Consider the following 13,930-nt stretch of genomic DNA (forward strand, 5'->3'; position numbering starts at 1 on the left):
TTCATGTTCGGTTTCGACACAACTCAAGCAAAGCGCCGGCAAGGCCCGCGCGGCAAGTTCGACTTGCCGCTGCTAGTGGCCTTGGTCGGTCTTGCCTGCGTGGGTGTCGTGATGGTCACATCGAGTTCGATCGCCGTGGCCGACAGCACGCACATCGGTGAGTTCTACTACTTGAAGCGCCATCTGCTGTATCTCGCGCTCGGTTGCGTGGCAGCGGGTATCGCCATGCGCACCGAACTCAAAGTGGTGGAGAAGCACGCCTTCTTCCTGATGCTGGTGGCTTTCATCATGCTGCTGGCGGTATTCGTGCCGCACTTGGGTATGCGCCTCAATGGCGCGCGGCGCTGGTTGAATCTGGTCGTTACGTCGTTCCAGCCGGTGGAAGCCGTGAAGCTGATCCTGGTGGTGTATCTAGCCAGTTATCTGGTTCGCCATCGCGAGAGCATCGAGACGCGGTTTCTCGGCTTGATCAAGCCGATCGCGGTTTCGGGCGTGATGGTGCTGCTGCTACTTGCGCAGCCGGACTTTGGTTCGGCGACGCTGATGATCGCTGTGACGCTCGCATTGGTGTGGCTGGGCGGCGCGCGGCCGATCTTCCTGTTCATCATGGGCCTGCCGCTGATGCCGCTATTGGCGATCGCGGCGACCAGCGAAAGCTATCGCATGAAGCGGCTCACTTCATTCATGGATCCCTGGAAGGATCCGTTCGCCGATGGCTTCCAGCTCACGCAATCGCTGATGGCGATTGGTCGCGGCGAGTGGATGGGGGTCGGGCTTGGTTCGAGTGTGTTGAAGCTGTCGTATCTGCCCGAAGCACACACGGACTTCATCTTCGCGGTGATCGGCGAAGAACTCGGCTTGCTCGGCATCGTGGTGGTGATGGGGTTGTTTGCGCTGGTCGTATGGCGCGGCCTGAGTGTGGGCCTGAAGGGCGTGGAAATCGGTCAGCGTTTCGCCGGCTATATCGCCTTCGGTGTTTCGCTGTTGATCGGCTTGCAGACGATGGTGTCGATTGGCGTGAACCTTGGCGCGCTGCCGACCAAGGGTCTCACCTTGCCGTTGATCAGCTATGGTGGTTCGTCGATCGTGCTGACTTGCGCGATGGCGGGCGTGTTGTTGCGCGCGACATATGAAATCTATCGTGCGCTCGATGCGCGGCAGATGGCTACACGTGCACCTGCAGCGGCGGTGTCGGATGCCAATCCGAACAACGCGCGCGAGCGCGAGGCGGTGGCAGCATGAGCGCGCAGGCACCCGTGCTGATCATGGCCGGTGGCACCGGTGGCCACATCTTCCCCGGCCTAGCCGTGGCGGAAACGCTGCGCGCGCAAGGTGTGCCGGTAGTGTGGCTGGGCGCGCAAGGCGGCATGGAAACCAAAGTGGTGCCGGCGCACGGTATCGAGCTGCACACGATTACGGTGGGCGGCTTGCGTGGCAAGGGCATGAAGACGCGATTGCTCGCGCCGTGGATGTTGATGCGCGCATTGCTTTCGTCGTTGGCTGTGCTGCATCGGCTGAAGCCGCGCAGCGTGCTGTCGATGGGGGGGTATGTGGCGGGTCCAGGCGGTGTGGCTGCGCGTTTGCTGCATCGGCCGCTGCTGGTGCACGAACAGAATCGCGTGGCCGGTTTCACCAATCGCAAGCTGGCGCAGCATGCACGCCGCGTGATGGCAGGTTTTGCTGACGCGCTGCCGAATGCTGAGTGGGTGGGCAATCCCGTGCGTGGTGCGATCGCTTCGTTGCCATCGCCTGCACAACGCATGGCTGAGCGCAGCGGCAAACCGCGCTTGCTGGTGCTTGGTGGAAGTCTAGGTGCGCGCGCGTTGAATACATCCGTGCCGCAAGCGCTTGCTGACATGCCGATCGAGCAACGGCCAGAAGTGCTGCATCAGTGCGGCAATCGGGGTATCGACGAAGCACGCAAAGCGTATGCCGATGCCGGTGTGGAGGCGCGCATCGTACCGTTTATCGAAGACATGGCTGGCACCTATGCGTGGGCTGATCTTGCGGTGTGTCGCGCGGGCGCGTTGACGCTCGCCGAACTCACTGCATGTGGTCTGGGCGCCGTGCTAGTGCCGTTCCCGCATGCGGTGGACGACCACCAGACCCGCAACGCCGAGGCGCTGGTCGCCGCCGGTGCAGCCGAATTGATCCAGGAACGTGATTTGAATACGAAGGATTTGGCGCAGCGTTTGACTGCGCTGCTGGGTGATCCCGCCAAGCTGCTTGCGATGGCGGAAGCCGCGCGCACGTTGGCTAAGCCGGATGCTGCCGCGGATATCGCGCGCGCCTGTGTGGAGGTGGCCGCATGACGCCGCGTCGTTTACTTGCGCACGAAGATTTGATGAGCACCTTCCGCCGTGTGCATTTCATTGGCATCGGTGGTGTGGGTATGAGCGGCATTGCCGAAGTGCTGCACAACCTTGGGTATGCCGTGTCCGGTTCGGATCGCAGCGAATCGCCGACCGCGCAACGCCTGCGTCAACTCGGCATCGATGTGCGCATTGGCCACGCCGCCGCACACATCGGTGATGCGGACGTCGTCGTGACGTCCAGCGCGATCAAGAACGACAACCCGGAACTGGTCGCTGCGCGTGAATCGCGCATCCCAGTCATCCCGCGCGCGGAGATGCTGGGCGAATTGATGCGTTTCCGCCGTGGCATTGCCATCGCCGGCACGCATGGCAAGACCACTACGACGAGCCTCGCCGCCAGCGTGCTGGCCGAAGCCAACTACGATCCCACTTTCGTGATCGGTGGCCAGCTCAATGCGGCAGGCGCAAATGCCCGCTTGGGCACGGGGCAGTATCTGGTGGCTGAAGCGGACGAATCAGACGGTTCGTTCCTGCTGCTGTCGCCTGTGATCGCGGTCGTCACCAATATCGATGCCGATCATCTGGAGAATTACCACGGCGACTTCGCGCTGGTGCGCAAGGCGTTCTCGGATTTCCTGCATCGCCTGCCGTTCTACGGCCTGGCTGTGCTGTGTGTGGATGATCCGGAAGTGGCCGAGCTGGCCAAGCTCACTGTACGCCGCGTGATGACCTACGGCATCGATGCCGAGGGTGCGGACGTGCGTGCCGTCAACGTGCGCCAGCAAGGTTTCGAGATGCATTTCGACCTGCTGCTGCCAGGTGTGAACAAAGCCATTCCGGTCACGCTCAACCTGCCGGGACGCCACAACGTGCTCAATGCACTGGCTGCCGCGTCGATCGGTTGGCAGCTCGGGGTAGAGGCGGATGCCATCGCGCATGCGTTGAAACATTTCCAAGGTGTGGGCCGCCGCTTCCATCGCCGTGGTGAGATCGCGATCGACCAAGGCAAGGTGATGTTGGTCGATGACTACGGTCATCATCCGCGCGAGCTTGCCGCCGTGTTTGCAGCAGCACGTGGTGGCTGGCCGGATCGCCGCCTGGTGGTGGGCTTCCAGCCGCACCGCTACAGCCGCACGCGCGATCTGCTCGACGACTTCGCCAACGTGCTGGCCGAAGCCGATGTGTTGGTGCTGACCGAGGTTTATCCGGCTGGCGAAGCGCCGATTGCCGGTGCGGATGGACGTGCCCTGGCACGCGCCGTGCGTGCGCGCGGCAAGGTTGATCCAGTGCTGATAAGTCATCCGCGCGAATTGAAAGACACTCTGCCGACGTTGCTGCGCGACGGCGACTTGCTGCTGCTGCTGGGCGCCGGTGACATCGGCGCCGCGGCGGTGGAGCTGGCACAAGCCGGTCATTTGAGGACGAGCGAGACATGAGAAAGATTACCGACCCCGCCCAGTTTGGCCGCGTCGCCGTCGTGATGGGCGGCAGCTCGGCCGAGCGCGAGGTATCGCTCGACTCGGGCCGCAACGTGCTCGCGGCGCTGAAAGCGCGCGGCGTGGATGCGCATGGGATCGACGGCATTCCGGCATTGCTGGATGCGTTGCGTGCGGGCCATTTCGCGCGCGTGTTCAACATCCTGCATGGCCAGCACGGCGGCGGCGAAGATGGCGTACTGCAGGGCGCGCTGGAATCGCTGCATGTGCCATATACCGGCTCGGGCGTGCTGGGTTCCGCACTGTCGATGGACAAGACGCGTTCCAAGCGTGTGTGGCAGTCGCTAGGTCTGCCGACACCAAAATTCGTAGCGTTGCCGCGCGGTGCGGACGTGCATGCCGCGGCTAAGGAAATCGGTTTTCCGCTGATCGTAAAGCCTGCGTGCGAAGGGTCCAGCGTAGGCGTGACGCGCGTATTCGAAGAAAAGGATCTGGATGCCGCGGTAGAACTCGCGCAGAAATATCCGGGCGATCTGCTGATGGAAACGCTGATCGTCGGCGATGAACTCACCGTTGGCATCCTTGGCCGCCAAGTGTTGCCGAGCATTCACATCGTGCCGAAGGGCGCGTTCTACGACTACAACGCGAAATACATCGCCGAAGACACTCGATACATCTGTCCTGGTCTCGAAGGTGAAGCAGAAGCTTCGTTGCGCGCTCTCTCGTTGGAAGCGTTCGACGCGCTGGGTTGTTTTGGTTGGGGTCGCGTCGACGTGATGCGTGATCGCGAAGGCCGCAACTGGTTGCTGGAGGTGAACACCGCGCCGGGCATGACTTCGCATTCGCTGGTGCCGAAAGCCGCAGCCGTTGCGGGTATCGACTACCAGGAACTGTGCTGGCGCGTGTTGGAAACCAGTTTCAGGGAGGAGCAATGAGGGGAAGCATTCGCCTCGTCGCCTGGTTGCTGGCCATCGCCCTGGTGGTCACGCCGATCGTCGGTGTGTTGAGCGGCTGGTTCGCCGCCGACCGCTGGCCGGTCACCCAGTTGATGGTGCAGGCCGAGTTCAAGCATGTGAGCGCGGAGCAGATCCGCGCCGCCGTGCTGCCGCGCCTGGGCAAAGGCTTCTTCGCATTGAATCTGGATACCGTGCAGAAAACAGTGGCCGCATTGCCCTGGGTGGAATCGGTGGAAGCGAGCAAGCGCTGGCCGGATACCTTGCTGCTGCGCGTGTACGAGCGGCAACCGTTTGCGCGTTGGAACACCAATGCGCTGATCAGCCGCGAAGGCAAGGTGTTCACCGTGCCGGATGCGACCGACTACAACCAGTTGCCCGATTTGCACGGCCCCGATGATCATCTCGCTGAAGTGGTGAGCTTCTTTGCCGATGTGCAGAAGGCGTTTACCGGCACGCATCTGAAAATCACCGGCGTCACGTTGACCGAGCGCGGCAGTTGGAGCGTAGCGACTGACTCCGGTGCGCAGATCGTGATCGGTGATCGCAATCAGGCGGGTCGCCGCCTGCAGCGCTTTCTCGACGTTTATCCGCAGATGGCAGCAGGACACCCGCAAAGCTTCGAGTACGCCGATCTTCGTTACACCAACGGCTTTGCCGTGAAATGGCCGCAAGTGACGGCCGTCCCGACCGCCGGAGGCACGCCACGCACATGAAAGGCAAAAGCGATAAGCAATTGGTAGTCGGCCTCGACATCGGCACCTCGAAAGTGGTGGCGATCGTGGGCGAGTACGAGCCGGGTGAGCCGATCGAAGTGATCGGCATCGGCTCGCATGTCTCGCGCGGCATGAAGCGCGGTTCAGTGGTGGATATCGAATCCACTGTGCACTCGATCCAGCGCGCGGTGGAAGAAGCCGAGCTGATGGCCGGTTGCGACATTCGCTCGGTGTATGCATCCATTTCTGGCAGCCACCTGGAAACGCGCAACTCGCATGGCACGGCTGCCATTCGCGATCGCGAAGTGGCGCCGGGCGATCTCGACCAAGTATTGGAAGCTGCGAGCGCGGTGGCGATCCCGGCTGACCGCAAGGTCTTATATAAGGAGTCGCAGGAGTACCGCATCGATGGCCAGGACGGTATCCGCTCGCCGGTTGGCATGAGCGGCGTGCGTCTGGAGGCTTCGGTGCATCTAGTGACGGGCGCGGCCGCGGCGGTGCAGAACATCAGCAAGTGCATCCAGCGTTGCGGACTTTCGGTCGACGAGCTGGTGCCTTCGGCCGTGGCCAGCGCGAAATCGGTGCTCACCGACGACGAACGCGAACTGGGCGTGTGCCTGGTCGATATCGGTGCAGGCACCACCGACATCGCGATCTACACGCAAGGTTCGATCCGTTACACCAAGTCGCTGCCGGTGGGGGGCGATCAGGTCACCAACGACATCGCCTACGGCGTACACACGCCGACTGCGCACGCCGAGGAAATCAAGATCAAGTATGCCTGCGCACTGGCGCAGCTCGCGCACGCGGAAGAAACCATCCAGGTGCCGAGCGTGGGCGATCGTCCGCCTCGTCGTCTGGCGCGGCAATCACTCGCGCAGAGCGTGCAGGCGCGTTACGAAGAAATCTTCGAAATGGTGCAGGACGAACTGCGCCGTTCCGGCTATGACAGTTTGGTCGCCGCTGGCGTGGTGCTAACTGGTGGCGCGTCGCGCATGGAAGGTGCGCTCGAATTGGCAGAAGAGATCTTCCACAAGATGGTGCGCATCGGCGTGCCGCAGCATGTGGTGGGTTTGGGCGAAGTCATCGCCAATCCGTTGCATTCCACCGGTGTGGGCTTGCTGTTGCACGGTGCGCGCTCCGGCGGCATGCGCGCCAGCGGTCCTTCCGGCGGAAGCGTCGGCGGCCTGGTCGACAAATTACGTACGTGGATCACCAAGAATTTTTAGAAACGAAGGGTTAGGTGGCGCAGGAGGCGCAGCCAGGGCGAATGGAGGTTCGCTCACCACCACGAGAAGACAGGAGTCGACTCGCGGTTACAACGACAACGAAAGCTCTACGGAGGACGGGAAATGTTTGAACTGGTCGAAAAACTGGCACCGAATGCGGTGATCAAAGTCATTGGCGTGGGCGGCGGCGGCGGCAATGCCGTGGCGCACATGCTTAACTCCAACATCGAAGGCGTCGACTTCGTGGTGTGCAACACGGATGCACAGGCCATGAAGGGTTGCGGCGGGCGCATGCACCTGCAGCTCGGCGCGAACGTCACCAAGGGCCTGGGCGCGGGCGCCAATCCGGAAGTTGGCCGCCAGGCCGCACTGGAAGATCGCGAGCGCATCGAGGAAATGCTCGAAGGCGCGGATATGGTGTTCATTACATGCGGCATGGGCGGTGGCACCGGCACGGGCGCAGCGCCGGTGGTGGCTCAGCTAGCGAAAGAGAAGGGCATTCTGACGGTTGCAGTGGTTACCAAGCCGTTTCCGTTTGAAGGCCGTCGCCGCATGCAGGTGGCGTTGAAGGGTATCGAAGATCTGTCGCAGCATGTCGACTCGCTGATCACGGTGCCGAACGAAAAGCTGCTCTCGGTGCTCGGCCGTGAGGTGACGCTGCTCAATGCCTTCAAAGCCGCCAACGATGTGTTGTTGGGCGCGGTGCAAGGCATCGCCGATTTGATCACGGCGCCGGGCCTGATCAACGTCGACTTCGCCGACGTGCGTACGGTGATGAGCGAAATGGGTCTGTCGATGATGGGCTCGGGTACGGCCCGTGGTGACGACCGTGCTCAGGCGGCAGCGGAAGCGGCGATCAACAACCCGTTGCTGGAAGACGTCAACCTCAATGGTGCCTGCGGCATCCTGGTAAACGTCACTGCCGGTCCGAACCTCACCATGCGCGAGTTCGACGAAATCGGCCGCATCATCCACGACTTCGCCAGCGAAGACGCCACGGTGGTGATCGGTACCTCGCTCGATCCGGAAATGCAGGACGATGTACGCGTGACGGTAGTGGCCACCGGCCTCAACCGCGCTGCCGCCCGCCAGCCTGTGCAGCGGGTTACCGGTCAGCAGGTGGAAATGCGCCAGCGTCCCCGTCCGATCGTGCTGCGTACCGGTACCGGCAACGAGGTGGTGGATTACGCCCAGCCGGAGCTCGCGGCCAGCAACCCGCGCGGGGGCGAGGGTCCGGCCAAGAGCGCCGACCCGAGCTTCGATTACCTGGACATTCCGGCCTTTTTGCGCCGTCAGGCCGACTAAGAGGCACTCAGTATGTGAAGAAGTAGAGAGAGCATGAACTAACGACGCATTAACTTGTCAGTGTTCCCTGTGCGGGGCGAGGAGGGTATCCTCCCTTTCCGCCACCTTTCGCGGCTGGATAGCCAGCTGCGGCAGGGGGACGTCACTGATGTCGGCTGGCGTCGTGTTCATGCGTTGAATGCGATAGGCGGTGCGATCTTAAGGATGGCGCACGATTGGCTGGTGTGGAGTGGGATTCCATGCCGCCAGTCCAGAATCTCGTTGCCGGATCTTCCCGTCCCCGGCGCGGGATTCTGTGTCGAATCGCAAGTACTTGATTTACCTATAGTGCTTGCAGCATCGGGATGCGAATGACTCGCATTATTTGATGAAAGGAAAATGAAGGATTGTCCGTTCAATACGGTACGGTTTGTTTTTCCGCAGGTTAAGACTGTGTTAGCATCCCAGCTCGAATTGGCTGCTGCCCCTATAGGTACCCAATAAATGATTAAGCAGCGTACGTTGAAGAACATCATCCGTGCCACCGGCGTCGGTCTGCATACCGGCGACAAGGTCTATATGACGTTGCGTCCGGCGGCACCGAATACCGGCATCATCTTCCGTCGCACCGATCTCAATCCTCCGGTAGAGATCCATGCACGTCCCGATCACGTGGGCGACACACGTTTGTCCACTACGCTGGTCAATGGCGACGTACGTGTTTCAACCGTGGAACACTTGCTGTCGGCGATGGCGGGCTTGGGCATCGACAATGCATACGTCGATCTGTCTGCGCCGGAAGTGCCGATCATGGACGGCAGCGCCGGTCCGTTCGTTTTCCTTCTGCAATCGGCGGGCATCGAAGAGCAGTCCGCACCGAAGCGTTTCATCCGCATCAAAAAGCCGGTGAAAGTGCAGGAAGGCGATAAATGGGCCAGCTTCGAGCCGTTTGAAGGTTTTAAGGTCGGCTTCTCGATCGAGTTCAATCACCCGATCATTTCCAAGCGCACTTCGCGCGCCGAGATCGACTTCTCTACCACGTCGTTCGTCAAAGAAGTGAGCCGCGCGCGTACGTTCGGTTTCATGCGCGACATCGAGATGCTGCGTGAACACAATCTTGCGCTCGGCGGTTCGATGGATAACGCGGTGGTGCTCGATGACTATCGTGTGCTCAACGAAGACGGCCTTCGCTACGAAGACGAGTTCGTCAAGCACAAGATCCTCGATGCGATCGGCGATCTCTATCTGCTTGGTCACAGCCTGATCGGTGCTTACTACGCACACAAGTCGGGCCACGAGTTGAACAACAAGCTGCTGCGCACGCTGATGGCCGATGCCTCCGCGTGGGAAGAAGTCAGCTACCAGGACGATCCGGCCACCGCCCCGATCTCCTACGCCCATCCCGCTCAGGCAATCTGAAAAATCGCTTGCGTCACCCTTGCAGACCGGGTCTTTGAGCCCGGTCTGTTCATTTTTGTGATGACGATCACACTTTTGTCGTCCCCGGGTTCACGTTATGACCACAGGTCATAGAGACCTGGGTGGGGTATGCCGTGGTATAAAACCGGCTTCCGTGTCGGGGCAGGCGGCTTGCTCGCCTTTACCCGGAACAAGCACCAGCAGCTCAGGATGTTGCGGAGGGGGTGGAATTCGCCGTTTCGGCGACGGACGCCAGTTCCAGGAACATTGCTCGTAATTCGGGATCATGGATGGAGCCTGCTGCGGCCTTCAGGTGAAGGGCTGCAGCAGTCGAAAGCGGTTTTGATTGCTCCGGCTGTGGGTCAGGCGGAGGAAGGGGGGCCACTTTCACGATGATTGAGCTGGCATTCGCGCCGATGGCGCGTGCGGCAGCGAGTATCTGCGTCTGTTGTAGACGTAGGCGCGATGCCCAAGCCGGCGAGGAAGCCAGGAATACAAGACGGTCGTCACGGAGATTGGCGAATCTGACCTGCTCACGCAGGGGCGATGGCAACGTCTGGCGTAGTGCGCGGTCCAATGCCTCAAGCTTGCCGGCCTGTTTGGCCAGCGCAGCGACAGGACCGACATCGGTAATGGGTCGGGGCCCATGTCCGGTGCGGTGAGAGGTAGGAACGTCGCGCTGCATAAGTAAAAACTTCAAACCGGTAACGACATGCAAATCATACTCGTCTCACGCGCAGGGAAGGTGCCCAAAACCTTGGATCTCACCAACCCGCATTTGCGCTGGCGTGTATGGAGTATCGGAGCTGCGATCGTGCTCGCTCTGGCGAGCATCGGTGCTGGCGTTGCGTTGGCAGTGGCCAGTCCGCGTGATCGCGCGATGGCAGAGATCAACGCGTTGCATCAACAGGTAAAGCAGCAGGACAAGCAATTGGGTGACCTGCGCGATGACGCGCATCGGCAGCTCGACGCGCTGGCCATCAAGCTTGGCCAGTTGCAGGCTCAAGCTACCCGCATCAATGCATTGGGCGAGCGTCTGGTGCAGGTGGGTAAGCTCGACAGCAACGAATTCAATTTCGATCAGCCGCCGCCGGTGGGCGGTGTGGAAGTGACCGACGGCAGTAGCGCTTATGCCTTGCCGCAGACGCTTGATGCCGGCATCAGCCAGCTGGCCACCCAGTTCGAGACTCAGCAGGCGCAATTGAACGCCATGCAGAGTTTGCTGCTGAATGCGCGCATCGATTCGAATCTAAAGCCCACCGGCATGCCGGCAGATGGCTATATTTCTTCGTATTTCGGCGTACGTGCTGACCCCTTCGATGGGATGGCTGCCCGTCACACCGGCCTGGACATCGCCGTGCCTTACGGTAGCCCAGTGCGCACCGTGGCTGAAGGCATGATCACCTATGCCGGCGTGCGCAATGGCTACGGCAACGTGGTGGAAATCGACCACGGCAACGGCTACATGACCCGCTATGCGCACAACAGCAAGCTGCTGGCGCGTCCCGGCCAACATGTGCGCGTGGGCGATGAGATCGCCGAGGCCGGCTCGTCCGGCCGTTCTACCGGCTCGCACGTGCATTTTGAGGTCTGGTACAACGGACGTGTCGTCAATCCGCTGGCGTACGTCAAGAACCATCGCTGAGCAAACATCGGCGTGGCCCTTGAAAGCGCGCCGCCGTACCGCCACCCCTTCCCCGTTGATGCGCCTCGTTGATGCGGCACGCTAGCGCTTTCTTGCGTTTGGGATAGCCGGCGGACCCTAGTATCATCAAGCCTTTGTCCGTCCGGGTTTGCCGGGCGGCCACCCTTTCAGTTTCCAGATCCGGAAGATCGATGCTTAACCGTGCCCTGACGAGCCTATTTGGCAGCCGTAACGAACGAGTACTGCGCCAGCTGTCCAAAACCGTCGCGCGCATCAACGCGCTGGAGCCTGAGTTCGAGAAGCTCAGCGACGAGGCCCTGCGCGGCAAGACCGACGAATTCAAGCAACGCATCGCCAATGGCGAGACCTTGGACAAGCTTCTGCCAGAAGCTTTCGCCGTCGTGCGCGAGGGCGCCAAGCGCGTACTCGGCATGCGCCATTACGATGTCCAGCTGATCGGCGGCATGGTGCTGCACATGGGCAGGATTGCCGAAATGCGCACCGGTGAAGGCAAGACCCTGGTGGCCACGGCGCCGGTGTACCTGAACGCGCTCGAAGGCAAGGGCACGCATGTCGTCACCGTCAACGACTACCTGGCCAAGCGCGACGCGGCCCAGATGGGGAAGCTGTACAACTTCCTCGGCATGAGCGTGGGCGTGGTGTATCCGGGTATGGATCAAGCCGACAAGCATTCTGCCTATGCCGCTGATATCACCTACGGCACCAACAACGAATACGGCTTCGACTACCTGCGCGACAACATGGCGTTGTCCAAGGATCAGCGCGTACAGCGCGGCCTGCACTACGCCATCGTCGACGAAGTGGACTCGATCCTGATCGACGAAGCGCGCACGCCGCTGATCATCTCCGGGCCGGCCGAGGATTCGCCGCAGCTCTACATCGCGGTGAACAAGATCGTGCCGCGCATGACCCGCCAGTCGGTGGAAGACGGCCCTGGCGATTACTGGGTGGATGAAAAGCAGAAGCAGGTGCATCTCTCCGAAGAGGGCATGCAACATGCGGAAGAGCTGCTGCAGCAGGCGAAGGTCATCGACTCGGAAAGTAGCCTGTACGACGCGCGCAACCTCGCCATCGTGCATCACCTCAATGCAGCCTTGCGCGCGAACGCGATTTATCAGCGCGACGTCGAGTACATCGTGCGCGATGGCGAAGTGATCATCGTCGACGAATTCACCGGCCGTACGCTGCCGGGCCGCCGCTGGTCCGATGGCTTGCACCAGGCGGTTGAAGCGAAGGAAGGTGTGCCGATCCAGCGTGAGAACCAGACGCTGGCCACGGTCACCTTCCAGAACCTCTTCCGCATGTACAAAAAGCTGGCCGGCATGACCGGTACGGCCGATACCGAAGCGTACGAATTCCAGCAGATCTACGGTCTGGAAGTGGTGGTGATTCCCACCCACAAGCCGATGATCCGCAAAGACAATGCGGACATGGTGTTCCTCAGCCAGGACGTGAAATACAAGGCAGTGATCGAGGACATCCGCGATTGCCACCGCCGCGGTCAGCCGGTGTTGGTCGGTACTGCGTCGATCGACGTGTCCGAACTTCTGTCCAATCTGCTGAACAAGGAAAAGATTCCGCACGAAGTGCTCAACGCCAAGCAGCACGAGCGTGAAGCGCACATCGTGGCGCAGGCCGGCATGCCTGGCTCCGTCACCATCGCTACCAACATGGCCGGCCGTGGTACCGACATTGTGCTCGGCGGAAGTCTGGAGGCGGCATTGCACACGCTGGGTGACGATGCCAGCGACCTGGACCGCGCACGCGTAAAGTCGGAGTGGCAGAAACGCCACGAACAAGTCATCGACGCCGGCGGTTTGCACATCGTCGGCACTGAGCGTCACGAATCCCGCCGTATCGACAATCAGCTGCGCGGCCGTTCCGGTCGTCAGGGTGACCCGGGCTCCTCGCGCTTTTATCTGTCGCTGCAAGACAACCTGCTACGCATCTTCGGCGGCGAAGGCCTGGTGCGCTGGATGAAGCGCTTCGGTATGAAGGAAGACGAGGCGCTGGAAGATCGCATGATCAGCCGCCAGATCGAAAAGGCGCAGCGCAAAGTCGAGCAGCACAACTTCGACATCCGCAAGAACCTCCTCGAATACGATGACGTTGCCAACGACCAGCGCAAGGTGATCTATCGCCAGCGTGACGAGTTGCTGGAAGAAGAAGAGGTCTCCGCCACCATCGCCGACATCCGCGAAGACGTGGTCAACGATCTGGTGCGCCGCTATGTGCCGGCCGACAGCATCGACGAACAGTGGGACATCGCTGGCCTCGAGCGCGAACTGGAAAGCGACTTCGGCATTTCGGCCCAGCTCAAGCCGTGGCTGGAACAGCAATCCGAAGCCGATTCGAACACCATGCTGGAGCATGTGCGCACGCTGGTCGGAGATATGTTCCAGGCGAAGGAAACGCAGATCGGCACAGAAACCATGCGCCAGCTTGAAAAGCACATCATGCTGAGCGTGCTGGACAATGCGTGGAAGGAGCATCTTTCCAGCATGGACTACATGCGCCAGGGCATTTATCTGCGCGGCTATGCCCAGCAGGATCCCAAGCAAGCCTTCAAGCGCGAATCCTTCCAACTGTTCTCGCAGATGCTGGCGCGCATCAAGACTGAGGTGACTCAGATGCTGGCGCGCATTCGCATCCGCAGCGAAGAGGAAGTCGCTGCGATGGAAGCCGAACAGCAGCGTCTGGCTGAGCGCATGGCGCGCCAGATGCAAGCGACTGGCGGCGGTGCGCCGGCCGGTGGCGCGCTGGGCATGGATGCGCCTGCATCACTGTCGCAAGAGGCCGCGACGGCTGAGCCGGTCGTGACGGGTCCGAAAGTCGGTCGTAATGATCCGTGCCCGTGCGGTTCGGGCAAGAAGTACAAGCACTGCCACGGGCAGTTGAGCTGATCGCCTGAT

Annotated in this window: 11 protein-coding genes; 10 read left to right on the forward strand and 1 reads right to left on the reverse strand. The window is 61.2% G+C overall.

The features are described 5' to 3' along the window. The first annotated feature begins 3 nt into the window (after window positions 1-3). From ftsW to lpxC, 8 genes are all read left to right on the forward strand, one after another. A complete protein-coding gene (ftsW, locus tag QQJ86_RS09920) occupies window positions 4-1,242 on the forward strand; it encodes a putative lipid II flippase FtsW (protein WP_284320778.1) in 1,239 nt (412 codons plus the stop codon). Further along, window positions 1,239-2,312: an undecaprenyldiphospho-muramoylpentapeptide beta-N-acetylglucosaminyltransferase gene (murG, locus tag QQJ86_RS09925; RefSeq protein ID WP_284320779.1), complete on the forward strand. Its 1,074-nt coding sequence runs from the start codon at window positions 1,239-1,241 to the stop codon at window positions 2,310-2,312. The genes ftsW and murG overlap by 4 nt, the downstream gene beginning before the upstream one ends. Next, entirely contained in the window at window positions 2,309-3,751 is a 1,443-nt protein-coding gene (gene murC / locus QQJ86_RS09930) for a UDP-N-acetylmuramate--L-alanine ligase (protein ID WP_284320780.1), read from the forward strand. The genes murG and murC overlap by 4 nt, the downstream gene beginning before the upstream one ends. Further along, window positions 3,748-4,686: a D-alanine--D-alanine ligase gene (locus QQJ86_RS09935; protein WP_284320781.1), complete on the forward strand. Its 939-nt coding sequence runs from the start codon at window positions 3,748-3,750 to the stop codon at window positions 4,684-4,686. The genes murC and QQJ86_RS09935 overlap by 4 nt, the downstream gene beginning before the upstream one ends. Next, window positions 4,683-5,420: a cell division protein FtsQ/DivIB gene (locus tag QQJ86_RS09940; RefSeq protein WP_284320782.1), complete on the forward strand. Its 738-nt coding sequence runs from the start codon at window positions 4,683-4,685 to the stop codon at window positions 5,418-5,420. The genes QQJ86_RS09935 and QQJ86_RS09940 overlap by 4 nt, the downstream gene beginning before the upstream one ends. After that, window positions 5,417-6,649: a cell division protein FtsA gene (ftsA, locus tag QQJ86_RS09945; protein WP_284320783.1), complete on the forward strand. Its 1,233-nt coding sequence runs from the start codon at window positions 5,417-5,419 to the stop codon at window positions 6,647-6,649. The genes QQJ86_RS09940 and ftsA overlap by 4 nt, the downstream gene beginning before the upstream one ends. Before the next feature lie 123 nt (window positions 6,650-6,772). Further along, window positions 6,773-7,954 (forward strand): cell division protein FtsZ, encoded by a 1,182-nt coding sequence (ftsZ, locus tag QQJ86_RS09950; protein WP_284320784.1) that lies wholly within the window; start codon window positions 6,773-6,775, stop codon window positions 7,952-7,954. Between the two features lie 483 nt (window positions 7,955-8,437). Then, a complete protein-coding gene (gene lpxC / locus QQJ86_RS09955; RefSeq protein WP_284320785.1) occupies window positions 8,438-9,352 on the forward strand; it encodes a UDP-3-O-acyl-N-acetylglucosamine deacetylase in 915 nt (304 codons plus the stop codon). 205 nt (window positions 9,353-9,557) lie between these two features. Here the strand turns inward: lpxC and QQJ86_RS09960 are convergent, their stop codons facing one another. Next, window positions 9,558-10,037 carry a DciA family protein gene (locus tag QQJ86_RS09960; protein ID WP_284320786.1) on the reverse strand — a complete coding sequence of 160 codons (480 nt, stop codon included), beginning with the start codon at window positions 10,035-10,037 and terminating at the stop codon, window positions 9,558-9,560. 27 nt (window positions 10,038-10,064) lie between these two features. On the opposite strand from QQJ86_RS09960, the gene QQJ86_RS09965 reads away from it, so the two are divergent. Together QQJ86_RS09965 and secA are read left to right on the forward strand one after the other, a co-directional pair. After that, window positions 10,065-10,997, forward strand: a complete 933-nt coding sequence (locus tag QQJ86_RS09965; protein WP_284320787.1) for a M23 family metallopeptidase — start codon at window positions 10,065-10,067, stop codon at window positions 10,995-10,997. 191 nt (window positions 10,998-11,188) lie between these two features. Further along, window positions 11,189-13,921: a preprotein translocase subunit SecA gene (secA, locus tag QQJ86_RS09970; RefSeq protein WP_284320788.1), complete on the forward strand. Its 2,733-nt coding sequence runs from the start codon at window positions 11,189-11,191 to the stop codon at window positions 13,919-13,921. Window positions 13,922-13,930: the final 9 nt, after the last annotated feature.

Origin of the sequence: Dyella acidisoli, from assembly GCF_030160295.1 — a bacterium.
In the GTDB taxonomy this organism is placed as follows: Bacteria; Pseudomonadota; Gammaproteobacteria; order Xanthomonadales; family Rhodanobacteraceae; genus Dyella_B; species Dyella_B acidisoli.